This window comes from Phreatobacter sp., from assembly GCF_052440005.1.
Classification (GTDB): Bacteria; Pseudomonadota; Alphaproteobacteria; order Rhizobiales; family Phreatobacteraceae; genus Phreatobacter.
In genome coordinates, this window is the sequence record NZ_JBQVQL010000074.1 from 1 (window position 1) to 24,381 (window position 24,381).

A 24,381-nucleotide genomic window follows, 5' to 3' on the forward strand; every position below is an offset into this window, starting at 1 on the left:
ATCGCCATCAACGACGCCGACGAGTTCGACGTCTCCCCGGTCAGCGACAGCAATGCTGCGGCCAATGCCGTCACCGAGAACGCCGCCATCGGCACGACGGTCGGGATCACCGGCTTTGCATCGGATGGCGATGCGACCAACAGCGGGATCACCTACAGCCTGGCCAACGATGGCGGCGGGCGCTTCGTGATCGATGCCGCCACCGGTGAGGTGAGCGTTGCGGCCGGAGCGAGCTTCGACCGGGAGAGCGAGAGCGCGATCACCGTGGCGGTGACGGCGACCTCGCAGGACGGGTCGGCCGCGACGCAGTCCTTCGCCATTGCGGTCACGGACGTCGACGAGTTCGACGTGACGGCCCCTGTCGATGCGGATGCCGCAGCCAACAGCATCGCGGAGAACGCCGCGGCCGGGACGAAGGTCGGGATCACCGGCTTTGCATCGGATGGCGATGCGACCACCAGCGGGATCACCTACAGCCTGGCCAACGATGGCGGCGGGCGCTTCGTGATCGATGCCGCCACGGGTGAGGTGAGCGTTGCGGCCGGAGCGAGCTTCGACCGGGAGAGCGAGAGCGCGATCACCGTGGCGGTGACGGCGACCTCGCAGGACGGGTCGGCCTCGACGCAGTCCTTTGCGATTGCGGTGACGGACGTCGACGAGTTCGACGTAACGGCGCCTGTCGATGCGGACGTGGCCCTCAATAGCATCGCGGAGAACGCCGCGGCCGGGACGAAGGTCGGGATCACCGCCTTCGCATCGGATGGTGATGCCACGACCAGCGGGGTCACCTACTCACTCGCCAACGATGCCGGCGGGCGCTTCGCCATCGACGCCGCCACCGGCGTCGTCACGGTGGCCGGGGCCATCGACCGCGAGGCCGGGGCGACCCAGGCGATCACCGTCCGTGCCACATCGGCCGACGGCTCGACCACGACCCAGAGCTACACGATCACCATCAACGACGTCGACGAGTTCGACGTGACGGCGCCTGTCGATGCGGACGTGGCCCCCAACAGCATCGCGGAGAACGCCGCGGCCGGGACGAAGGTCGGGATCACCGGCTTTGCATCGGATGGTGATGCCACCAACTCCGGCGTCACCTACTCGCTCACCGACGATGCCGGCGGCCGCTTCGTGATCGATGCCGTCACCGGAGAGGTGAGCGTTGCGGCCGGAGCGAGCTTCGACCGGGAGAGCGAGAGCGCGATCACCGTGGCGGTGACGGCGATGTCGCAGGATGGATCGGCCTCGACACAGTCCTTTGCGATCGCGGTCACGGACGCCGACGAGTTCGACGTCACCCCCGTCAGCGACAGCAATGCCGCCGCCAATGCGGTCACCGAGAACGCCGCCATCGGCACGACGGTCGGCGTCACCGCCTTCGCCTCCGACGGCGATGCCACGAACTCCGGCGTCACCTACTCGCTCACCGACGATGCCGGCGGCCGCTTCGTGATCGACGCCGCCACCGGTGAGGTGAGCGTTGCGGCCGGAGCTAGCTTCGACCGGGAGAGCGAGAGCGCGATCACCGTCGCGGTCACGGCGACCTCGCAGGATGGCTCGGCCGCGACGCAGTCGTTCGCCATTGCGGTCACGGACGTCGACGAGTTCGACGTCGCCCCCGTCAGCGACAGCAATGCCGCGGCCAATGCCGTCACCGAGAACGCCGCCATCGGCACGACGGTCGGGATCACCGCCTTCGCCTCCGACGGCGATGCCACGAACTCCGGTGTCACCTACGCGCTCACCGACAATGCCGGCGGCCGCTTCGCCATCGACGCCACCACCGGCGTCGTCACGGTGGCCGGGGCCATCGACCGCGAGGCCGGGGCGACCCAGGCGATCACCGTCCGCGCTACCTCGGCCGACGGCTCGACCACGACCCAGAGCTACAGCATCGCCATCAATGACGTCGACGAGTTCGATGTGACGGCCCCTGTCGATGCGGACGTAGCCTCCAACAGCATCGCGGAGAACGCTGCGGCCGGGACGACGGTCGGCGTCACCGCCTTCGCCTCCGACGGCGATGCCACGAACTCCGGTGTCACCTACGCGCTCACCGACAATGCCGGCGGTCGCTTCGCCATCGACGCCACCACGGGCGTCGTCACGGTGGCAGGGGCCCTGAATTTCGAGACTAGCGCCAGCCACGCGATCACCGTCCGAGCCACATCAGCCGACGGCTCGACTGCGAGCCAGACGTTCAATATCGGCGTGAACGACCTCAACGACGAGACGCCGACGAATATCTCCCTCGCCAGCACGGGCATCAACGAGGAGCGCACCGGCAAGATCACCTTTACGCTGGCCGGCGAAAAGGACCTGGATCCCCCGCTGGTCGAAGTGTTCGCCAACGGCGTCTCGCTCGGCATCGTGCAACTGACCAACGCCCACGATACCCGCACCCAGGGCTATTCCGACCTGTCGGACCTCGAGGCCGCCGCGCAGACCTTTACGCTCAACCTCCCGCTCGGGGTGACCGATCCCGGTTCGATCTCCTTCCGGCTGCTCAATGACAGCTGGGACCCGACGACCGGCTACGACACGAACTTCTACGTCAGGGACGTCACGGTCGGGTCGACCAGCCTCGCGGGCTCGCAAGGCACCGGCTCGCCATACATATTCGGCAACTGGGCGCAGGTGAATTCGAATGATGCGCCCATCAGCTTCGCGCCGCCGAGCGGGGGCTGGGACACCCGGCAAATCGCCGGCACCCTTTCGGCCACCGACGCCGATGCCAGCAACAGTTTCACCTACACGCTGACCAGCGATCCCAGCGGCCTGTTCGAAATATCGGGCGACAAGATCATCGTGAAGCCCGGCCTGGAGACCAATTTCGAGGCTGCGACGTCCCATACGGTCACGGTGCAGGTCAATGACGGGGCCGGACATACTTTCTCGCGGGTCTTCACGATCGCCGTCAACAACATCAACGAGGCGCCGACGGATATCGCGTTCGATGGCAACAGCTCGCTCGCGACGACCAGTGGCGGAACGCTCGTCGGCCCCCAGGCCGCAGATCACCCAGACCTGATGGTCGGTTTCGCCCTCGACGAGGGCACCGGGACCACCGCCGCGTCGCTGAACGGTGGCGCAACCCTCACCCTCCTCAACGGAGCCGGCTGGACTTCGGCGCCGGTGGGGTCCGCCATCAACCTGGCCGGTGGAACGACCAATGCGGGAGCACAGGCACAGCTGACACCCTTTGCCCATTCCGGGGCGATCTCGGTGTCAATGTATGCGAGAATGGACAATGTCGATGGCGGCACCCGGGAGTGGCAACGCCTGTTCGACTTCGGCAATACCAACAACACGATCAACGGCGGCCAGGTCTTCAACACCGACGACATGCGGCTCGAGGTCATCGTGAACGGCACGTATTACAGTGTCGTCGCCGCGGACGCGATCCAGGACGGTGAATGGGCCCATTGGTCCTTCACGGTCAGCGAAACCGGCGTGATGCGGATATACAAGGACGGCCTGCTGCTGGCGGAGGCCCAGGGCGCGACCCCGGTTCTCGACGGAAACGGGGTTTACCGGCTTGGAGCAAGCAGCTTCGGCGGCGACGATTCGCTCGATGGAGCCATTGCCGACGTCACGATCCATCGGGACGATCTCACCGCCGCGGAGGTGGCCCAACTCGCCAACAATTCGAGCATCGGACTGACCGCGAACACCGCGATTGCCACCGTGAGCAGCGTGTCGTCTCCCGTTGCGGGCGACACGTTCACCTTCAGCCTCACCGACAATGCCGGCGGCGCCTTCACGATCGATGCCAGTACGGGCGAGATTTCACTCACCAGCGCCCACGACGTTCCCGGTGGTCTCCCCGAGTTCGTGCAGCGCACCGGCAGCCTCAATCCGTTCAACGGGATCGACCAGGGCAATTTTAGCAAGCCCGAACTGGTCGACATCGACAATGATGGTGATCTGGACCTGTTCGTCGGTCGTGAAGCCGCGGGGGTTGCCTACTATCGCAACACAGGCACCGCGGAGAACCCGGTCTATGTGTTCCAGCAGCACAATCCGTTCACGCTGAACACCAACGCCGCTCACGGCGACATCACGTTTGTCGACATCAACAATGACGGCGACATGGACGCCTTTGTCTCCGACAGCAATGGCAATACCCAGTATTTCCAGAACGTCGGAACGGCCTCCAGTCCTAGCTTCGCTGCGGCGGTGACAAACCCGTTCGGTCTGTCGGACGCCGGTTCCAACACTGCGATCACGTTTGCTGACCTTGACAGTGACGGCGATCAGGATGCCATCATTGGCAACAGTTTAGGAAACTTCCGCATTTTCCAGAACACTGGTAGTGCGTCCAGTCCTGCCTTCACCTATGTCGGTCAGGACCTCTTGGGCCTGTCCGAAGTGGGTGACGATGCCGCGCCGGTTTTCGCTGATTTTGACAATGATGGCGACCTGGACGCACTCGTCGGCCGGGAGGATGGGCAATTCAGCTATTTTCAGAACACCGGCTCCCCCACTGCTCCCAATTTCGTCGCGACGATGAACCCGTTCGGCCTGGTCAACGTCGGCACACTTTCCAATGTCGACGTGGGCGACATCGATGCAGACGGTGATCTCGACCTTCTCGTCGGCAGATCAGACGGCACGATCGCCTATTTTACCAACGTCGGCGGACATACTGGCACTGTGTTCTCGGATACAGTGACCGTCCGCGTCACGGGCAGCGGCGGCGAAAGCTATTCGGAAACGATCGGCATCCACCTCGGAACGCTACGTGCCGATACGATCACGGGGACGGCTCTTTCGGATGTCATCTACGGTCTCGGTCAGACAGGGGACACCCTCTCGGGCGGCGGCGGCGACGATTCCATCTACGGCAGCGACGGCAACGACCAGATATCTGGCGGCGACGGCAATGACATGCTCGTCGGCAACGGCGGCAGCGACGCGATCAACGGCGGCGCCGGCATCGACACCGTGGACTATTCCGCCTCGAGCGCGGGTGTGACAATCAACTTGGCGACAGGAGCGGCTGGGGTCGGCGGCGATGCCCAGGGCGATACGCTCGTCAGTATCGAGAACGTCACCGGATCCGCCTTCGCCGATACGCTGGTCGGCAACGCCGATGCCAACAGCTTCCGAGGCGGCAATGGCGACGACACCCTGACGGGCGGCGGCGGGTCAGACTGGTTCACTTTGGCCGTGGGTGACGATCGGGATTCGATCAGTGGCGGCACGGGTGGCGGCTGGATCGATACCATCGAGATGGAAGGCATGGCGCCCGGCACGTTCACCCTCGAACTGGACTCCGGTGCGAGCATAACCAGCCAAAATGCAAGCGAAATCATCCTGTCTGCCGATGCGTCGGGGCGCATTCTCTACGGGAACGGTGATCGGGTCGATTTCTCCGGCATCGAGCGGATCATCTGGTGACACTGATGGCCAAATAGTATCGATAATTGTTTTACAGAGGAATGACTTGAAGGGTGGTGGCGCGATGCTCAAAAAATTGCACCCGCGGCCCTTCAGAGCACCACGACGCATATTACGCGATTAAACTGCAATTAACTCTGCGTCTTTACGTTAGGTCTCCTGCGGTTGCTCCGCTCAGGTATGGTTGCGTTATGGCGTCCGGCGTTGCGCAGGAGAACCGTCTCCCGAGAATGGCGAATGTCGAGATCCTCGCCTCGACAGTTGTCGTCAACGTGCTCGGGCTGGCCCTGCCCATGGTGCTGTTGCAGGTCTATGACCGGATCATTCCGCGCCAGGCCATGGCGAGCCTCGTCGTCCTCGGCCTCGGCCTTTTTCTCGCAGTCGTCCTCGAATTCGCCGTCCGCGCCGCGCGGGCGGCCATCCTCGGCTGGGCAGGATCGGTCTATGAACACCGCATGCGCATCGCCGCCATTCGCCATGCGCTGGTATGCGACCTCGACGGCATCGAACGGACCTCGCCGGGACGCCACCTCGAACTGATGTCCGCCATTGACCGTCTGCGGGAACGCAGGGTCGGCGAGAGTGGTGTCGCCTTCGTCGACCTGCCGTTCATCGCCGTGTTCCTCGCCGTTATCGCCTGGGTCTCCGTCATTCTTGCGGCCGTCACCGTCGGCATGATCCTTGTGGTTCATCTCACCGGCGCCGTTTCCGCCAGGCGGCTCAGGAAGGCTGTCGAAGTCCGTGCGCAGGCCGAGGGTGAGCGCGGGTCATTCGTCATCCATAGCCTCGAGGCTCTCGAGCCCATCAAGAGCCTGGGGCTGGAGGCACTGATCACGCGCCGCTACGAAAACCTGGTGCGGTCGTCCAGCGTTTGCGGACATGACGTGACGGTCCTGAGCCAGTCGGGCGCCGGCCTCAACGCGATGTTGCTCAATCTGGTTTCCACCGTGGTGGGGGCGGCGGGCGCCGTCCTGGTGATCCAGGGCACTGTGACCGTCGGAGCCCTCGCCGCCTGCGTCATCCTGGCCAGCCGGGCCGTCCAGCCGGTGGTCAATCTGCAGGGACACCTCGCCGGTGCGCTCCAGGCCGCCGATTATGAGCGGCGTTACCAGGCGATGCTCTCGCTGCCGCTGGCTCCCGCCGGGCACCGCGACCCCGGACCGATCCAGACGCTCGCCCTCGAAGGTGTATCGCTGGACACCAATGCCGGCGAGCCCCTGTTGCGGAATGTGAGTTTCGAACTCAAGGTCGGCGAGACGATCGCTCTGACGGGCCCCGCAGGATCGGGCAAGACCGCGCTCCTCAACCTCCTGGCGGGACTGATGCGGCCGACGCGCGGTCAGGTTCTCGTCAATGGCGTGAGCCGCGAAATCCTCGATCCGGAAGCGGTCAGGCAGCAGATCGCTCTCCTCCCGCAGCGGGCGCCCCTGCTGACAGGGACCGTGATCGAGAACCTGACCTGCTTTGCGCCGGAAGATCATATCGAGGAGGCGATCGAGCTCAGCGTCGCGTTCGGCCTTGATCGGTTCTTCGGTACCAAGCCCGAGGGCCTGACCGTGCAGGTGACAGGGGCCGGCCAGACGCTGATCCCCAGTTCCATCGCGCAGCAGGTCTCGCTCGTGCGTGGCCTGCTCGGTTCACCGCGCATCATTCTCTTCGATGAGGCCAACAAGGGCCTCGATCGCGCCGCCGACATGAAGCTGAGGGCCTATCTGGAGACCCAGAAGCCGCATGCCGCGATTGTGCTTGTGACCCATCGGCCGTCCTATCTCTCGCTCGCCGATCGCAGGCTGCACATCGCCGATGGCAGCGTTCACGAGGACGTTGGCAGACCGCTTGAAGAGAAGCTCGCGTGATGACCTCGTCAGCGTCGAGGCCAAGTGATGGGACGGCGCGGGGGCTGCTGCAGCACCTGCGCAGCCGGCTGGAGGCGCCCGAAAGCGCAAAGAGCGATCACGAGGGCTATTATCGCGGGCTGGAGGATCAGCTTCGCGGCGGTGCTTTTGGAACGGGGCCCATGGACGGGCCGGCCCTGTCGGCATTGCCGATCCTGTTGCGCCTTCTCGATTGGCGCGGCTCCAACCGCGTCCTTGCGGAAGCACTGCCACACGACGGCGGTGTGTTTGACGACATATCCCTCTTCGATGTGCTCGCGCGCCTCGGCATGCCGACCCGCCCCTGGCGCCATGGCCTTGCTGCACTGGATACACGCTTGTGTCCTGTGGCGATCGTTCGCGGCGACGGCGCCGTCGACATCGTCACCGCGATCACTGGGAACACGGCCGACCTGATCACCGCCGAAGGCCTGCGGAGACAGGCACCTCTGTCCAGCCTGACGGGAGACGCCCTGACTTTCGTTCAGGGTCAGGGCGCCCTCGGCGAGGCGCAGGGCAATCGCTCCTTCCTCGGCGACCTCGTCTGGCGGTTGCGGGGTTCGCTGGGACTGCTGCTGTTCCTCACCCTGCTCATCAACCTGGTGAGCCTCGTATCGCCGTTCGCGATGATGGTGCTCTACGACAACATCATCCCCGCCCGGGCCTTCGATACGCTCGTGGCGGTCATCATCGCCGTGCTGATCGCCGGCCTGCTCGAAGTCGTGCTGCGTTCGGTCAAGGCCCGCATCATCGGCTTCCTGTCAGGCCGGATCGATTTTCTGGTCTCGACCCATGTGTTCGCCAAGCTGCTCAGTCTGCCGTTCGAAACGACCGCGACCCTCCCGACGGGCGCGCAAGTCTCCAAGCTGACCCAGTTCGAAAATCTCCGCGAGGTCTTCAGCGGGCCGCTGCTCGCCATCGCGCTGGAACTGCCGTTCATGCTGATGGTGATCATCGGCCTCCTCGTTCTTGCCCCCCAGTTGATGATCGGCCCCATTGTGGTCGCTGTCGTGTTCCTGGCGGTCGGTGCGGCGGTGCTGCCGGCCTTGCGGCGCAGGTCCGGCGAGTCGGGAAGGCTGGCGGCCGAGAGGCAGGCCATGCTGCTCGACACCTTCTCCCATATGCGCGCCATCCGCGCCGCCCGGGCCGTGGATCAGTGGGGCAGGGGTCTGGAGGCCGCCTCGGCTGCAGCCACCCTCGCACAGAAGCGGGTCGTCTACCTGTCGTCGCTGCTGCAGAGCCTGGCCCAGATGGCCGTTCCCCTCGCGGGGGTTGCCACGATCACGTTCGGAACGGCTCTCGTCTTCGCGGAGCAACTGACCATCGGCGGCCTCGTCGCGGGCATGATGCTGGTCTGGCGGCTGCTGGCCCCGCTGCAGCAATTGTTTCTCACCGCCATTCGCCTGAGCGAGATCGCCCAGTCGCTGAACCAGCTCAACCAGTTCATGGCCCTCCGGGCGGAGGGATCGGGAGCCTTGGTGTTTCCCTGGCAGAAGCAGATTTCCGGCGAACTCAAGCTGACCGACGTGGGCTACCGCTATCCACGCGCCAGCGAACCGGCCGTGGCGGGTGTCAACCTCGTCGTCCAGCCGGGCGAGCTCGTGGCGGTCATGGGGGCGTCGGGGGCCGGCAAGAGCACGCTGCTTCGCATCATGCTCGGGTTGATCCAGCCGCAGGCGGGAAGCGTGTCTCTCGACGGGGTCAATCTGAAGCAGTTCGAGCCGGCCGCGGCGCGTGCTGCCATCGGCTATGTGCCGCAGTCGGCAACCTTCTTCCAAGGGTCCATCATCCAGAACATCCGCCTGGCGGCACCCGCCGTGCCGCTCGGCGAGATCAAGGCCGTGCTCGCCGATGTGGGGGCGCTTGAGGCGATCGAACTCCTCCCCGAGGGCCTCGACACGCCGATGTCGGACGCAGACCACAACACCCTCTCCGAAGGCCTCAGGCAAAGCCTGGCCCTTGCCCAGGCGCTCTTGCGGCAACCGCGGTTGCTTCTTCTCGATGAGCCTGCCCAGTCACTCGACCCCCAGCTCGACGCGGCGCTCGTGGCCACGCTCAAGAGGCTCAAGGGCAAGACAACGGTCATCATGGTGACGCATCGCCCGAGCCATGCGGCCCTGGCCGACAAGGTGGCAGTGGTCGATCGCGCCCGCATCATTGGTATCGCTCCTCCCGATCAGGTCCTTCCTAAGCTCGAAAGGATGCTCGGCGATGCCGCTTGAGTCAGCCACCATCGACCGTGCCCCACGACAGGCCCTCGTGCCGAGCAGGCCGGTCAATGGCAAAGTCGCGCGTTACCTGACCCCGGTGCTCCAGATCGAGGAGCGTTCGCCGCCCATCCTCGCGCGCCTCACGGTGGCCGCTGCCGTCCTCGCTGTCGTCGGCTTCTTCACCTGGGCAGCTGTCGCTCCATTGCGCGAGATTGCGGTGGGGCGGGGGGAGATACTCCCCGATGGGTTCGTGCAGCCGCTCCAGCATCTGGAAGGCGGCAGGGTCGCCAAGCTCTTTGCCAGCGAGGGGCAGCGGGTCAGGTTGGGAGATCCCATTCTGGCGCTCGATGATGCTGCCGTGAGATCCGAGCTTGAACATGCGCGCGCGCGCCGGATGGCGATCGAGGGCTCGATCGGGCGCCTCCAGGACTTCGCGGAAGGACGGGCGCTGTCGCCACCAGACCTCGGCGTGATCGGCGGCGTCAGCGATCAGCGGGCATCCCTGGATGCGCAGGTCGAGACAAGAGCGGCCCAGCTGCGCGCAGCGCTCGCCGAAATCGAAAGCCGCCGGCAGGCGCTGGGGGCGGCCAAGATCAAGAAAGAAAAGCTGTCGGAAGAACTGGGTGACGTGCGCGCTTCCATTTCGCGTCGCGAGCCGATGCTGCGCGCCGGAATTGTCCGCCTGCCGGAAATCGAAGCCCTGCGCAGAGATCGCGTGCGCCTCGAATCGGAACTCGCCCGCACATCCAACGAGCTCGCCGGTGCCGAAAGCGCTGTCGATCAGGCGCTTGCGCGCCATGCCGAGATCATTGCGAAGGCGCGGCAGGACGCCTTCCTGGAGATCCTGAAGCTGAGGGTCGACCTGTCCGATGCGGCCAGTGCCGAGTTGCGTCTTGACGAGCGGCTCCAGCGCCTCGTGATCCGCTCCCCTGTTGACGGGCTTGTCAATCAGCTGAGCGCGCGCAGTTCCGGAGCGGTGATTGCACCCGGGGGGGCGGTTGCCGAGATCGTCCCCTATCAGACTGCGGTCTTTGCTGAAGTCGAAGTGTCGCCAGACGATGTCGGACACATCAGGCCGGGAATGCCTGTCCTGGTCAAAGTCTCCGCCTTCGACTTCGCCCGTTTCGGCGGGATTCCCGGAACTGTGGAAGCCGTCTCTCCCACGAGCCTGAAGCGTCCGAATTTGCCGCCCATATTCCGCGTTCGTGTCCGCCTGGAAGCCGAGCATGTCGGCCCTGCCAGCGCGAACATGAAGGTCCATCCGGGAATGGTGGTGAATGCCGACATCAGGACAGGGCAGAAGACGCTGCTGGCCTATCTGCTGAAGCCTGTTCATGCAGCCTTTTCGTCCGCCTTGTCGGAACGATGAACGGGCGAAGTCTTGCAGGCGAGGACGTGCGGAATTTGTCGCCAGTACCGGGAAGGTCCGGGTGGTGAACTGCGACACGCGTTGCAGAAGGCTCTATTGCACCAGCCCGACCGCCCGTTAAGAGCCTCTTAACGGTATTTTTACACCGCGGGTTTACCACGTCGTACCAGTAAAAAGGGACGATCGCGGCGGTGCGTTCTCGCAATGTCATTTTTGTGCTGCCGCTCCTGGCAGCCCTTGGGGCCTGCACGGTGGGGAGCGATCATCGCGCCCCGGGCGCTGTTTTTGCAGATCGCTATCACTCGGCTCGTTCGAGTACGCCCCGGGACCCCGACTCACATTGGTGGAAGGCCTTTGCAAGCCCGGTCGTCGACGAATTCGTTGACCGCGGGCTTTCCCAGAACCTGCGGATCCAGCAGGCGTTGCAGCGCGTCGTCGAGGCGCGTGCTCGTTTGGACTCGGTGGTTGCGACCCCATGGAGCGGCTCCGCGCAGGCAAGCGGCGAAGGTGCGGCCGGCCGCGCAGTCCTTGACCGGTTTGGACGGAACAGCGTGGTCCAGGCCGGGCTTTCGTCAACCGCGGCCTGGCAGATCGACCTTTTCGGGCGGTTTCGGCGACAGAGGGAGTCGGGCTCGGCATCCCTCGACGTCGCCATGATCGATGTGGAAGCAGCAAAGCTGCAGTTTATCGCCGAGATGGTCGACGCCGTTGTGGATGCGTCCGCCTTTCTGGAAGGTGATCTCGCGGCACGACAAAATCTGCGGTCACAGGAACGGCTCGTCGCAACGCTGCGGCAGAGCCTGAATCGCGGTGAAGGCACCTCTCTCGCGGTGGCCCGCGCAGAAGCCTTGATGCATGCGACAGCGGCTCAGGTTCCAACCTTTGCGGCCGGCTTCCAGAATGCCGTCAATCGGATGTCGGTTCTCCTCGATGAACCCGCTCCCCAGATCGAAGCAAAACTGCGGACGCAGATACGCGTCCTGCTTCCCCACCGCTCCGAACGGACCGGTCAGCCGGCAGATCTGCTTCGCCGTCGGCCCGATGTTCGCCGGGCGGAGCGTGCCCTGGCGATTGCCACGGCAGACGCTGGCGTCGCCGAGGCGTTGCTGTACCCGAGCATCTCCATCAACGGCACGATCAGCGTTTCCGAACTGGCCGCCCATGTGGGTACGGCCGGACGATTTGGAGCCTCTTTGGGCCCACAGATCACCATTCCCGTGCTTGATCTGCCGCGGCTTCGGGCCAATCTCGCAGCGCAGCGTTCCTTGATCGAGAGCCGCCATCTGGAATGGCGATCCATCGTCGCCAGCGCGGTGGGCGAGGTTGATACCGCCATTGCCCGTCTGCGCAGTGCAAGGGTCGCCGTGGATCGATTGGAACGGGCGGTTGAAGCGAACCAACGCGCAGGGCGCCTCGTCGCGCAGGCGTTCAGCCTGGGGGTCGCCACCTACGCCGAGGCCCTTGATGTCGAGCGTTCGCTGGCCCAAAGCCGTGAGCAGTTGGTCACGGGGCGCCAGCAAGTCGCCAAGGCCTATGTGCAGTTGCATATGTCGCTGGGTGCAGGATCAGAGGCGGTCATTCGGCCGGTGACCCTGATTCATCAGCATTTGCCCGCGACGGAGCAGCAACTGCCCACAGGTACTCCCCTTCCGGCGATCACTGAAACGCCTACGCCGAATTGAACCCCGTAGGGTGTAGGCTCGGCGCCGCAGGGAACCTGGTGATGACGCCCGTTACAATCAGTCGGGTGAGGTCGCCATGCCTCAGCGCCCACGGCCGATCGACGTGACGTCTTCGGGTGTCTGCTGGCCATTGTGAGGCCGCCGACCGTCTCTGGTCCGGGCGGGTTGAGGCGTCCCCGACGATCAATGGTCACATCACCCGCCTGGACGGGCCATGCCCTCCAGGCGTTGCAACAGCAATCGTTCGAAGGAGGCCGGTGCCTCCAGGTGTGGGATGTGGCCGACACCGTCCAGCACGTCCAGCGTGGCCCCCGGGATCAGCGAAGCGACGCGCTCGCCTTGGGGCAGGGGCGTCAGTGTGTCCTCCCGCCCCCAGATGACGGCGGTCGGCACCGGCAAGGCGCGCAGGTTTGCGGGGGTGCCGCTCAGGGCCGTGCGTTCGGGGCGGAACAGGACCGGCAGCCACTGGGCATAGGCCTGGGTCGTGCCGGCCAGCCTCTGTGGCCGGCGCAGGACATCGGCCACCTCGGGCGTCGCCGCCTCCTTCCGGTGGATCATGGTGGAGAGAAGGTAGCGGGTAAGCCACGGGTTGGTAGCGGAGGCGGCAATGGCGAGGTTGGCGATGAAGGGTTGGCTGATCAGCGCGGTGGCGATCCCGTCATCCCGCGCCGGCGGCCGGCCCTCCTCGGGAAGGCCCAGGGCTCCGGCCACGATGACCAGGCCTGCAAACAGGTCGGGCCGTTTCATGACGGCCTCGATGACGGGTCCCGCGCCGAACGAATGACCGACGATGATGGGCCGTGCCGGCGCCATCGCTTCGACCAGCGCGATGAGGCGCGTCGCCTGGTCCTGGCGGCCATAGCGACCGGCCGGGTCGCGCTCGGAGAAGCCGAAGGGTGGCAGGTCGATAGCGATGGCACGGTAACCGGCCTCGCCGATGCGCGTGATCGTCCCGCGCCAGAAGCCACTCCACGCTGCCGTGCCATGAACGAAGATGACGGGCCGGGCCGGGGCAGGTCCCTCGGCCTGGGTGAAGATCCGGCCCCGTTCCGTTGCGACGAAAGCTCCGGTGGGCGGCGCGTCCCGGGCGGCATCGCCTGTTTCCCGCAGATAGGTCGCGATGAGCCACGCCGACACAATTCCGAAAAGAGCAAACAGCAAAACAACCATGTTCGCTGTCAGTCTCAGGATGGTCCGTCTCATCGGCTTTCCAACGTCACATCCGCGCACTCGCCTTTACCGATTAGACACAGGCGCCCGGCCACTCTGGCGCGAGACTATGGCAAGCAGGTTCACGATCCATGACTGAGCGGCATCGAATGTCTCGTCGTCGCGTGCTGGCCGGCCTCACCGCCACCGGCGTTGCGGCGGCGCTGCCCCGGGACTCTCTCGCCCAGCAGGCCCGCCGTTTGGTCCTGAACGATGCGAGCCGGCTGAGCGCCACCCCGGTCTTCTCCCATTGGGTCAGCCGTGAAACGGACGAGGCGAAGGTCGTCGCGGCGCTCCGCGAGCAGCTGAAGATCGCGCGCGAGACCAGGCGCCCCGTCTCGGTCAGCGCCGCCCGCCATTCCATGGGAGGCCAGAGCCTGCCGCGCAACGGGGCCGCCATGACGATGGACGTCCGCGCCATCGAGCCGGATCGCGCCGCGAAGGTCTTCCGCGTGCAGGGCGGCATGCGCTGGCACGAGGTCATCGACAGTCTGGACAAGATCGGGTTCTCGCCGGCCGTCATGCAGTCCAACAGCGACTTCGGCGTCGCGGCGACGTTCTGCGTCAATGCTCATGGATGGCCGGCGCCCTACGGCCCCTTCGGCACCACGGTGCGCGGCTTCCGCCTCATGCTCGCCGACGGCGAGATCGTCCGCTGCTCCCGCACCGAGAACGAAGAGCTGTTCCGGCTCTGCATGGGAGGCTATGGCCTGTTCGGTGCCATCATCGACCTGGACGTCGACATGGTCGAGAACACGCTCATGGCGCCGCGCTACGAGGTGCTTCCCGCCGAGCGCTTCGCCGAGCGTTTCGTCAGCTCGTTCACCGCCGATCCCAGCGTGAAGATGGTCTATGGACGGCTGAACGTCGCCCGCGGCAGCTTCTTCCGCGAGGCGCTGGTGGCGACATGGCGACCGCGCCCGACGCCGGCCGGCGGCATCCCGGCCGCCAATCGCGGCGGCGGGATGATGTCCAGCCTGATGCGCCACGTCTATCGCGCGCAGGTCGGCTCGGAGACTGGCAAGAGCTTCCGCTGGTGGGCCGAAAGCGTGGCGGGGCCGCGCGCCAGCACGGGCGTCGCGACCCGCAACTCGCTGATGAACGAGCCGGTTCTCAACCTCGAGAACCGCGACCAGCGGCGCACCGACATCCTGCACGAGTATTTCGTGGCCCCCGAGCGCTTCAACGACTTCCTCGTGGCCTGCCGGGAGGTGATCCCGAAGGCACGGTCCGAGTTCCTCAACGTGACGCTTCGCTACGTCGCCCGCGATGACGACAGTGTCCTCGCCTATGCGAAGACCGACCGCATCGCCGCGGTGATGTCCTTCTCGCAGGAAATGACGGGGGAGGGGGAGGCCGACATGATCCGCCTCACCGAAGAGCTCATCGACCGTGTCGGCGCGATCGGCGGCAGCTACTACCTGCCTTACCGATTGCATGCCCGGCCTGACCAGCTGCGCGCGATCTATCCGAACGTCGACCGTTTCGTCGAGCGCAAGCGCCACTACGACCCGGGCCTGTTGTTCCGCAACGGCCTCTGGGACGCTTATTTCGCGGGCTAGAAGGGCAAGCCTTTTCCATGGACCCCATCCGACTGATCGCCGCCGCCTATTGCGTCGTTCTCCTCATCGTGACGTCGCTCAACTACGTGCCCGGCCTCACCGACGCCCAGGGGCGCGCTTTCGGCATCTTTGCGCTCGACATCTATGACGACGCCCTGCATTTCGCCTCGGCCGCCTGGGCGGGCATCGCCGCGGCGCTGTCGCGGCGGGCCAGCGAGACCTATTTCAAGGTTTTCGGGACCCTCTATCTCCTGGATGGACTGATGGGGCTCGTCACCGGTTCCGGCTATCTCGACCTCGGCATCCTGATCTATGGCTGGCTGAACCTCGGCCTCGGCTTCAAGATCCTGGCGAACCTGCCGCACATCGCCCTCGGGGGCTTCGCCGCCTTCACCGGCTTCGTGCTCGCCCGACGGCAACCGGCCACGTGATGGGCGCGCTTCGCAAGGCGGCGATCGGACTTGGACTCGTGGTCGTTCTGGCTGCGGCGCCGGTCCTGTGGATCGAGACGAGCTGCCAGCGCCCGCGCGTGACGATCGATGCCACGCCCGCGCTTCTGCCGCCGGAGGAGCGGCGCGCCCTCGTCGACACCTGGCTGACCTATCCCGAATGGTCCATCGTCCATGCCTACGAGGATTTTGCGCAGGTCGGTCGCGCGCGCGGCGAGGCGGCCTTCGACTACGTGGGCAGCATCACAGGCTACTGGAGGAGCCTCTGCAGTCTGTCCGGCGTCGCATCGGCGCGCGGCGACATCGCCACCGACATGCGGGCGATGCTGCACGTCATCGGCCTCAGCTTCACGGCCGAGATGGCCGTGAAGGGAGTTTGGGAAAGCACGATCGGCCGGATGGCCGCCTGGTGGCGCGGCCCCCGGCCGACGGCCGAGGATCTCTTCGCGGCCGACGTGAACGATGCCTATGCCGCCTTCCTCCGCCAGACGCCCTGGTACGAGTTTCCCTTCGGCGCGACCCTGCTGCGCTTCTGGCGGGAGACGTCTTTCGGTGATGTTAGCCTCGTGCGCTCCACCGAGCGCCGTATCGCCCTGTCGATGGAATATGGCGTGAAAGCGATCTATGCGCAGGTCCTGGGGCTCGCCGCGGGCCTTGCCCCGGCCAAGCTGACGATCCGGACCGTCGTCGCGGGACTGGACGAGCAGGACGCGCTGGCCGATCCGCGGATCCGCGTGGTCGAGCGGCGTGCCGATGGCCTCTCGGTGATCGAGACGCCACGCTACCGCGCTTTCACGGAGGTTCTGCTGGGCCTCGCGGAGCGCCAGCGCGGCGTGGTGGAGATTGCCGGCAACCGGGAGATCTTCGTGACGGTCATCGCGCCCGCCGGAAGCGCGGCGCTGGCGGAGACGGACCTCGTCCTGCGCGTTCCCATCCAGTCTCGGCCGGGCTTCGAACGTCTCGGGCTGACCGTGGGGGTGCGGACCCTTCCCGATCTGCTGACGCGGACCAGGACCGGGCCGGTCGTGCTGGAACACGTCTATGACTACTGACCGCGGGACAGCGCCAGCGCGGCTGACTTTTGCAAGGTTTGCCAGGCTGGCTGTGGTCGCGCTCGCCGGCTGGTTCGTCTTCGTCGCGCTGCTGACGCTCACGCTCCAGCCCACGAGCCGTGTGGTGGTGATCGGGCCGAGTCAGGCCCGTGCGCTGGAGGCGGTGACGGCGGCGGGCGGCGAGTTCGTCGCGGGTCTCGGCCACGGGGCAATCGCCGAGGGCGCCGGCCGCCCGGGTTTCGTTCGCGACCTCTACAAGGCGGGTGCCTGGCTCGTGCTGCCGGCGACCCGCGGGTCCTGCCTTCGCTGACGGCTCCCACGCGGCTGGGTGTTGCGTTCACCCCGGCTCTCCGGCGCGTAGCGGCACGGCCCTTCGTGGCGAATGTGGCGCCAGCTGTTTCGCGCGAGGTGGAGGATGACGAGCGCCGCGGTGGCGCCAAGGTTCCCGGCCGACCCGGGCAGTGGGGCACGGCCCAACCCCTCTGGAAGGTCGCGCCGTGGGCGCAATGGTCGCCATCTCCAGCGACGACAACGGACCGGTGCCGACGGTGATGCGCAAGCGCGGCGTCGAACGATTCCGCCGGCTGCTGGACGCCACCGCGGACTTCTCAGCCTGCCTCATCGTCGGCGGCGAGGCGGCCGCGTCGCCCACGGCTCTGCCCGTCGTGAAGCCCGAGGCCGTGCCGTCCACCTGGCGTGGTCGTTCGGGGAACATCCTCGGCTTCGCTGGATTGAATCGCGACTCGCGTGCGGAGTTGCGTCATGGCGTCGTGGGATATGGAACTGGCCGAGCCGATCGCGCTGTCGAGCGGCCGGCGACGATTCCGCACTTTGCGCGACGCCGCGACCTTTCTCGCCAAGGACTACGGCAAGGCCAGAGGCGGTGTCCTGGAAGGCGCGATCGCCGATCTCATGGCAGCGGCCGAGAATCCCACTTCAGAGCAGATACGCCGCGCCACCGACCAGTTCGCCCGTTTTCTCGCGGACCAGAACCTGATCGCAACGCGCTCGTCGTCGACGGGCAATGACCTTGAGAATCGGATCCGCGAAATGCTCGCCGGCCGGCGGCCGAAGTCGGGTCAGGCGAAAGTGACGGCCGGCATGAAGCGGCGTCGGAAGTAGGAACACCGGCGACGTTCACTCATTCGGGGCGCAAGTGGAGGCATTGCGCGGTCTCGCATCGAAACGCCCGCTGGGCTCGGTGCCCTTGATCCCATCCGCCGCCCTATGCAATTGGCACTCTCCCTCCAGGGCGGCCCCAGCGGCTCCAACAATGTTTGTAGGGAGCAGCGTCAAACCTACCGTATGTGGTAGCCTCGATGATCGGTGATACCCACGTGCGTATAACGGAAAGCCGCATGAACGCTGAGTTGTCCGGAAGCCTCTGCCCGTGGCGGTTCTCGGTTGCGCCCATGATGGACTGGACCGACAGGCACTGCCGGTTCTTCCACCGCGTCCTCACGCGCCGTTCGCTGCTCTACACGGAGATGGTCACCGCCAATGCGGTGATCCACGGGGACCGCGAGCGCCTCCTCGGTTTCGATCCGGCCGAGCATCCCGTCGCCCTGCAACTCGGCGGCGCCGATGCGGTCGCCCTGGCCGAGGCGGCGCGTATCGGCGAGGCCTTCGGCTACGACGAGATCAACCTGAATTGCGGCTGCCCGTCGGACCGTGTCCAGGGCGGCCAGTTCGGCGCCTGCCTGATGGCGGTGCCCGATCAGGTGGCGCGGGCGGTCGCGGCGATGAAGGCCGCCGTCGCCGTGCCCGTCACCGTCAAGTGCCGAATCGGCATCGACGACCAGGACCCGGAGACGGGGCTCGACCGCTTCGCCGACGCCGTTGTCGCCGCAGGCGCAGACGCCCTGATCGTCCATGCCCGCAAGGCCTGGCTCCAGGGCCTGTCGCCGCGCGAGAACCGCGAGATCCCGCCGCTCGACTACGACCGGGTGTTCCGCCTCAAGGCGCGTCTGCCGCATGTGCCCGTCGCCATCAACGGCGGCATCGGCTCTCTCGCCGAGGCGGAGGTCCTGCTCGCGCCGCGCGACGGGGTGTGCCTCGACGGCGTCATGCTCGGGCGCGCCGCTTACCAGTCCCCGGCGCTGCTGCGTGATGTCGATCCGGTGCTCTTCGGCACCGAGCCCCCGGTCGCGGGTCTCGCCGAGGCGATCGAGGCCTTCATTCCCTATGTCGAGGCGCGGCTCGCCGAAGGCGTGCGGCTCTCCGCCATGACCCGCCACATTCTCGGCCTGTTCCAGGCCGTTCCCGGCGCCCGCCAGTTCCGCCGGCACCTGTCGGTGGAGGCGGTGAAGCCCGGTGCCGATGCGCGGGTGCTGCGTGGCGCGCTGGACCTCGTCATGAACCGTCCGGCCGGGCGTGACATGGCGGCCTGACGGGCGCAGACGACGCAAAAGGGCGGCGCGTGAGGCGCCGCCCTGTCTTGCGATCGGAGCGTCGGTCAGCGGGTCCGCACGGACTCGCAGTAGTGGCCGCGGATCACCTCGAAGCGGCACATGACCACCGAGTCGCGCTGGCCGTCGACGCGGGCCTGCGGGATGCCGGGGATCTGGATGGCCATGGTCGGCGCGTCGTAGCCGATCGAGCCGCCGCCGTCGCCGGCGCTGCCGCCGCCACCGGCGGTCTGGGCCATGGCGCCACCGGCGGCGCAGGCGAGAACGGCGGCGAGGGCGAGGGTCTTGAAGCGGGTCATCTGACAGTCTCCTGGTGTGTTGGAGCGGTGCGCCCGGTGGCCCTCTCGGCCGCCGGTGTCGTCCGCCTGTGACGCCCTTGTGAGCCCCGCGCTTTGCAGCCGCACGCCGCCGGGCCAGCCCACCGTTTCCCCTGTATCCGCCATGTTGCAGCCGGGAAGGGGAGGGAGCGGGCCCGTCCGCAGGCCCGCTCCGCGTCCCGGGGACTTGCCGCGCCCGGCCATGAGGGAGTAAGTCGCGCGCTCCCTGCGGCGCGGATGTCCCCCATGTTCTTCGGCGTTCCCTACGACCAGCTGGCCATTCTCGCCGTCGGGCTTCTCGGTGCCGGAGCCATCACCGGCATCCTCGCGGGCGTGTTCGGCGTCGGCGGCGGCGCGGTCATCGTGCCGGTGCTCTACGAGCTCTTCGGCGTTGTGGGTGTCCCGGTCGAACTGCGCATGGCGCTCGCCGTCGGCACGTCGCTCGCCATCATCATCCCGACCTCCATCCGCTCGTTCCAAGCCCACAAGGCCAAGGGCGCGGTCGACATGGACATCCTGCGCGCCTGGGCTGTCCCGGTGGTGATCGGCGTCATCGTCGGCTCGTTGATGGCGCGTTATGCGCCGCCGGCCGTCTTCAAGGCGGTCTTCGTCTTCGTCGCCGGCCTGTCGGCATGGCGGCTGCTCACCGGCAAGGAGCTGAACTTCGGCACCGGCATGCCGGGCCGGGCCGGCATGGTCGCGTCCGGCGGGATCATCGGCGTCCTGTCTAGCCTGATGGGCATCGGCGGCGGCCAGCTCGGCAACCTCGTCATGATGGCCTATGGCCGCTCGATCCATAACGCGGTGGCGACCTCCTCGGGCCTCGGTGTCCTCATCTCCATTCCCGGCGCGCTCGGCTACATCTACGCCGGCTGGCCGAAGGCGGCGGAATTTCCCGGCGTCGCCGCCATCCAGTTCCCCTTCGCCCTCGGCTATGTCTCGCTGATCGGGTTCCTGCTCTTCATCCCGACCTCCATGTGGACGGCCCCGCTCGGCGCGCGCCTCGCCCACGCCCTGCCGAAGCGCAAGCTGGAGCTCTCCTTCGGCATCTTCCTGCTCATCGTCTGCCTGCGCTTCACCTGGGACCTGGTGACCCGCGGCATCGGCTGAAGTCTGTCGCCTCAGCCGTAGACGCCGAGACGCTTCAGCGCGGCGCGGCCGATGTCCAGCCGCTTCGGTGCCATGGCCATCTCGGGCATGTCCATGTTCAGCGTGAAGGCGTGGATGCGGCTGCCGCGCTCCACCCAGCCGGTCCACCAGCCGATCGACGTCTCGCCGCGCTTCACGAACCAGCCGGTCTTGCCGTAGAGGGTCGCGCCACCGGCGCTCTCCAGCCGCACGATGTCGTGCACCAGCGTCTGCGCGCGCTCCGAGGCCGCCAGCGCCTTCTGCGCCAGGCGCGCGTTGAACCGCGCCTCTTCCGTCGCGCTGATGCGCAGCGGCCCGTCGAGCCAGAAGCGGTCCACCACGGTTCCCGGGTCGCGGTTGCCGTAGTCGAGCCGCGCCAGCCAGTCCCGGTAGCGTGCGAGACCGATCCGGCGGGCGACCTCCTGGAAGATCGGCACGTTGGAGATCGGCATGGCCTCGCGCAGCGACATGTCCCGCGCCCAGGCCGGCACCATGGTGCGCCCGCCGCCATAGGGCAGCACGGTGTCGGCATCGGCCACCGCACCGGTCTCGAAGGCGATGAGGCTGTTGGGAATCTTGAAGGTGGAGGCCGGCACGAGGCGCCGCGCGGCGCGGCCTGCATCCGCCAGCGTCGTCTCGCCGGTCGCCGCGTCCAGGAGGACGAAGGTGCCGCTCGCGCTGTGCTCACGAAAGAGCGCCCGGATCTCGGTCCGGTCCGCGGCGGGCGCGGCCAGCGCTCCTGCGGACGGGATGGCCGCCGCCATGGCGAGAACCGTGCGGCGGGTCGGGCGGGAGAGGGAAGGGGTCATGGCACGTCGTCCGGCTCGAGGGACGCCGCGCCTAGCCCCCAATCGTGGCGGATCGCTGGCGGCAGCCGTCCGTCACTTCAGGATGATGCGTCCTTCGATCCGCGGCACGACGGTTCCGAGACCCCGCAGATGGGTCATCAGGTCCGAGGCGACGAGCTTGCCCTGCACGTCCTTGTCGGGCGCCCTCAGGCCCAGCATCGTGTAGCCGTCGCCGCCGCGCAGCATGAAGTCGTTGGTCGCGACCGAGTAGACGCGATCGTCGTCGAGGGGTTGACCGCCCACCTGGACCGAGACCACGCGGCTGCCGGGCGGTCGCTTCGCGTCGACCTCCGCCGTCACGTTCGAGACATGCGGAAAGCGCCCCGCGCGCTGCTCCACCTGGCTCACCCCGTTCTCCAGCGCCTGCCGGATGTCGGCGCCCGACACCTTGGCCACCACGGTGCGGTTGCCGAAGGGCAGCTCGCTCAGCGCGTCGCGCCGGGTGAAGCGGTGGCCGGCCGGGTAGATCCGGTTGCCGCGGATGGCGCCGGCATTGGTCAGGCCGATATCGGCCCCCGTCGCGGCCCTCATGGCGTCGGCGACGAGATTGCCGATCGGCTGCTCGCCCGAGCGCACCGAGGCGGTGCGGGTATCGAGTTCGCCCGTGACCGTGGCGATCTCCACATCGAGTTCCTCCGACAGCACCTGTTCGTACTGCCGCACCCGCTGGAGCGTCTGCGGGTCGGGCGTCACGTGACGGCTGTCGTTGACCCGGAAGGCGGGCGTGAAGACCGTGCGCGTCACGCCCTCGGCGGTCACCCGGGAGAGCGTGAGATCGACGGCGGTGACGTAGTAGCCCTCCTCGGAACTCTCCACCATGACGGTGCGCCCGTCATAGGTGATGGCGAGGTCGTGGTCGTGTCCCGTGAGCAGCACGTCGACGAGGCGAGAACGGACGATCTCGTCGTCGTCCTTGCGGTCGGTATGGGTGCAGCAGACGATGAGGTCGGCGCCGTCCCGGCGCAGCCGCGCCGCCTCACGCCGCACCGTCTCCATGGTGGGCAGGAAGCGGATGTCGCCGGTGGAGGAGACCTCCGGTGTGTTCGGCAGGGCGACGCCGAAGACGCCGAGCTTCACCACGCCGAAGTCGATGATGCGGCCGTCCTCGTGTCCTGGCAGGAGCGAGCCGTCGGCGGCGCGCATGTTGGATGCGTACCAGGGGAAGCGCGATTCCAGGCGCCGCTTCGCATAGGCCTCGGGGCCGAAGTCGAACTCGTGGTTGCCGGGCACGAAGACGTCCGGCGGCGCGATGTTGCAGAGTTCGACGGTGTGCGCCCCCTGGTCGAAGCCCGACATCAGCGAGGGGGAGAACATGTCGCCGCCATGGACATAGAGCAGCGGCACGCCGCGCGCCCGCTCCGCCTTGACGATGGCGTTGAGGCGGGCGAACCCGCCGCGGCCGTTCTCGTCGCCCATCTTGTAGATGTCGTTGACCAGCAGAAGGGTCACCATGGCCTGGCCAGCGGGCCCCTGTGCCGGGGCGGCGCTGCCACCGAGGGCGGCGATGCCGGCTCCCAGGCCAGCTGTCAGGGTGTCGCGGCGGGAGATGCGGCTCATCGTGACCTCGTTGCGCGCCGGACAATGCCGCCGGGGCCCCCGCTGTGGCAAGACCTCTCATCAAGACCCGTCAGTTGCGGCCGCGCAGCACCATGCGCCCGCCACGCACCTCGTAGCTTTCCAGCCGGTCGAGGAAGGTGTGGCCGAGGAGGCTGGTCGTCAGCGCGCCGGGCCTTGCCACCAGCGCCCTGACGTTGCGCTCCACGATCGGGCCGACCGCGACCATCTGCACCGTCGTGGCGGCAGTCAGCGACGGGCCGTTCGCCGTCTGCACGGGAACGGAGAAGGAGAGGTCCTCGATCTTGATACCCGCACGCCGGGCGTCGTCTTCGGTCAGCACCAGCGCCGAGGCGCCGGTGTCGACGAGCATGGGCGTCGCCCGCGCGCCGTTCAGCGCCACCCTCACCACATAGGTGCCGCCACCCCCGCGCGGCACCGTCACCTCGCGCGTTCCCGTGACGCCGTCGATGGCCATGCCCGGGATGAGGTTGCCCGTCACCCGCCGGGCCACCAGCTCGAACTCGTAGCGATAGGTGTAGATGACGCCGAGAAAGGCGAAGATGGCGAGCCAGGCGATCGCTGCCTGCAGCGCGTCGCCGGCGCGGCCGCGGAACATGCCGAGGACGCTGGCGCCGCTCAGCGCGGCGAGCATGGAGAGGCCGACGAGCGCGCCCCAATCGCCCGCGTCGAGATTACCGGCGGCAATGCCGCTGGAGCGCACCGCCGCCAGCAGCCCGAGAAGCAGGATGGAAAAGAGGAGGATCCAGAGCGTCGTGCGGGAGGTCATGCGCCGTCGCCTCCGGCCGCCCGCCGGCGGGGCAGGTCGGCCATGACGGCGCGGCGCTCCTCGCCGCTCATGGCGAGCCAGCCCGCGATCTCGGCGAGGCTGCGTGCGCAGCCCTGGCAGAGGCCGGAAACAGGATCGATGCGGCAGAGCCGGATGCAGGGGCTCTCCAGTGCCGGGGGCGGAGATAGCGCGTTCATGGAGCGGCGGAGGCCAGCAGGGCGAGGAGCATGCCGATTTCGATCACCTGTTGGGTGGCGCCAGTGATGTCGCCGGTCTGCCCTCCCACATGGGAATCGGCGAAGCGAATGGCCAGAAGCAGGAGGAGGCCTGCGACGCCGAGACCGCAGATGACCCCGAACACGCCGCCCGCCGGAACGGCGAGGATGGCAATCGCCGCCGCCATCGCGAGGGCGCGATACCAGTCCGCCTCGCGCGGCATCCCCGTGGCATAGGCGACGCCCTCCACCCGGGCCGGCGGCAGGCGCACCTGCAGGCCAAGCGCCACCGTGCGCGACACGGCGCC

At 67.1% G+C, this 24,381-nt stretch carries 19 protein-coding genes; 12 read left to right on the forward strand and 7 right to left on the reverse strand.

Translation table 11 applies throughout. The features are described from left to right. Positions 1 to 6: 6 nt before the first annotated feature. The 5 genes from ACT6XY_RS16805 to ACT6XY_RS16825 all read left to right on the forward strand — a co-directional run bounded on the left by ACT6XY_RS16805 (position 7) and on the right by ACT6XY_RS16825 (position 12,541). Positions 7 to 5,406: a beta strand repeat-containing protein gene (locus tag ACT6XY_RS16805; RefSeq protein WP_444749498.1), complete on the forward strand. Its 5,400-nt coding sequence runs from the start codon at positions 7 to 9 to the stop codon at positions 5,404 to 5,406. 230 nt (positions 5,407 to 5,636) lie between these two features. Then, positions 5,637 to 7,262, forward strand: a complete 1,626-nt coding sequence (locus tag ACT6XY_RS16810; RefSeq protein WP_444749480.1) for an ABC transporter transmembrane domain-containing protein — start codon at positions 5,637 to 5,639, stop codon at positions 7,260 to 7,262. Further along, the gene (locus tag ACT6XY_RS16815) at positions 7,262 to 9,502 is read left to right on the forward strand and encodes a peptidase domain-containing ABC transporter (RefSeq protein ID WP_444749481.1); all 2,241 of its coding nucleotides are present in this window, start codon (positions 7,262 to 7,264) and stop codon (positions 9,500 to 9,502) included. The genes ACT6XY_RS16810 and ACT6XY_RS16815 overlap by 1 nt, the downstream gene beginning before the upstream one ends. Continuing rightward, positions 9,492 to 10,859, forward strand: coding sequence for an HlyD family type I secretion periplasmic adaptor subunit (locus ACT6XY_RS16820; protein WP_444749482.1), 1,368 nt, complete (start codon positions 9,492 to 9,494; stop codon positions 10,857 to 10,859). The genes ACT6XY_RS16815 and ACT6XY_RS16820 overlap by 11 nt, the downstream gene beginning before the upstream one ends. 191 nt (positions 10,860 to 11,050) lie before the next feature. After that, complete coding sequence (locus tag ACT6XY_RS16825; RefSeq protein WP_444749483.1) at positions 11,051 to 12,541, forward strand: efflux transporter outer membrane subunit; 1,491 nt, start codon at positions 11,051 to 11,053, stop codon at positions 12,539 to 12,541. 195 nt (positions 12,542 to 12,736) lie between these two features. Here the strand turns inward: ACT6XY_RS16825 and ACT6XY_RS16830 are convergent, their stop codons facing one another. Continuing rightward, on the reverse strand, positions 12,737 to 13,744 hold the full coding sequence (locus ACT6XY_RS16830; RefSeq protein WP_444749484.1) for an alpha/beta fold hydrolase: 1,008 nt from the start codon (positions 13,742 to 13,744) through the stop codon (positions 12,737 to 12,739). 116 nt (positions 13,745 to 13,860) lie between these two features. Here ACT6XY_RS16830 and ACT6XY_RS16835 point away from each other — a divergent pair, with 116 nt between their 5' ends. The 6 genes from ACT6XY_RS16835 to dusA all read left to right on the forward strand — a co-directional run bounded on the left by ACT6XY_RS16835 (position 13,861) and on the right by dusA (position 19,203). Continuing rightward, on the forward strand, positions 13,861 to 15,312 hold the full coding sequence (locus tag ACT6XY_RS16835; protein WP_444749485.1) for an FAD-binding oxidoreductase: 1,452 nt from the start codon (positions 13,861 to 13,863) through the stop codon (positions 15,310 to 15,312). Between the two features lie 17 nt (positions 15,313 to 15,329). Further along, positions 15,330 to 15,743: a hypothetical protein gene (locus ACT6XY_RS16840; protein WP_444749486.1), complete on the forward strand. Its 414-nt coding sequence runs from the start codon at positions 15,330 to 15,332 to the stop codon at positions 15,741 to 15,743. Between the two features lie 38 nt (positions 15,744 to 15,781). Then, entirely contained in the window at positions 15,782 to 16,813 is a 1,032-nt protein-coding gene (locus ACT6XY_RS16845; RefSeq protein ID WP_444749487.1) for a hypothetical protein, read from the forward strand. Next, the gene (locus ACT6XY_RS16850; RefSeq protein WP_444749488.1) at positions 16,803 to 17,123 is read left to right on the forward strand and encodes a hypothetical protein; all 321 of its coding nucleotides are present in this window, start codon (positions 16,803 to 16,805) and stop codon (positions 17,121 to 17,123) included. The genes ACT6XY_RS16845 and ACT6XY_RS16850 overlap by 11 nt, the downstream gene beginning before the upstream one ends. A 452-nt stretch (positions 17,124 to 17,575) precedes the next feature. Next, a complete protein-coding gene (locus ACT6XY_RS16855) occupies positions 17,576 to 17,935 on the forward strand; it encodes a hypothetical protein (protein WP_444749489.1) in 360 nt (119 codons plus the stop codon). 236 nt (positions 17,936 to 18,171) lie between these two features. Continuing rightward, the gene (gene dusA / locus ACT6XY_RS16860; RefSeq protein ID WP_444749490.1) at positions 18,172 to 19,203 is read left to right on the forward strand and encodes a tRNA dihydrouridine(20/20a) synthase DusA; all 1,032 of its coding nucleotides are present in this window, start codon (positions 18,172 to 18,174) and stop codon (positions 19,201 to 19,203) included. A 65-nt stretch (positions 19,204 to 19,268) separates the two neighbouring features. On the opposite strand, the gene ACT6XY_RS16865 is transcribed toward dusA, so the two are convergent. After that, on the reverse strand, positions 19,269 to 19,520 hold the full coding sequence (locus ACT6XY_RS16865) for a hypothetical protein (RefSeq protein ID WP_444749491.1): 252 nt from the start codon (positions 19,518 to 19,520) through the stop codon (positions 19,269 to 19,271). 264 nt (positions 19,521 to 19,784) lie between these two features. Here ACT6XY_RS16865 and ACT6XY_RS16870 point away from each other — a divergent pair, with 264 nt between their 5' ends. Further along, entirely contained in the window at positions 19,785 to 20,648 is an 864-nt protein-coding gene (locus ACT6XY_RS16870; RefSeq protein WP_444749492.1) for a sulfite exporter TauE/SafE family protein, read from the forward strand. Positions 20,649 to 20,659: 11 nt separating this feature from the next. Here ACT6XY_RS16870 and blaOXA read toward each other — a convergent pair whose 3' ends face one another. From blaOXA to ACT6XY_RS16895, 5 genes are all read right to left on the reverse strand, one after another. Then, a complete protein-coding gene (gene blaOXA, locus ACT6XY_RS16875; RefSeq protein WP_444749493.1) occupies positions 20,660 to 21,475 on the reverse strand; it encodes a class D beta-lactamase in 816 nt (271 codons plus the stop codon). Between the two features lie 72 nt (positions 21,476 to 21,547). Further along, a complete protein-coding gene (locus tag ACT6XY_RS16880; protein WP_444749494.1) occupies positions 21,548 to 23,071 on the reverse strand; it encodes a bifunctional metallophosphatase/5'-nucleotidase in 1,524 nt (507 codons plus the stop codon). Positions 23,072 to 23,141: 70 nt separating this feature from the next. Then, positions 23,142 to 23,858: a retropepsin-like aspartic protease family protein gene (locus ACT6XY_RS16885; RefSeq protein WP_444749495.1), complete on the reverse strand. Its 717-nt coding sequence runs from the start codon at positions 23,856 to 23,858 to the stop codon at positions 23,142 to 23,144. After that, on the reverse strand, positions 23,855 to 24,055 hold the full coding sequence (locus ACT6XY_RS16890; RefSeq protein WP_444749496.1) for a DUF1289 domain-containing protein: 201 nt from the start codon (positions 24,053 to 24,055) through the stop codon (positions 23,855 to 23,857). The genes ACT6XY_RS16885 and ACT6XY_RS16890 overlap by 4 nt, the downstream gene beginning before the upstream one ends. Next, positions 24,052 to 24,381 (reverse strand): adenosylcobinamide-GDP ribazoletransferase (locus tag ACT6XY_RS16895; protein ID WP_444749497.1); only part of this gene is annotated, 330 nt, incomplete at its 5' end. The genes ACT6XY_RS16890 and ACT6XY_RS16895, both read right to left, overlap by 4 nt.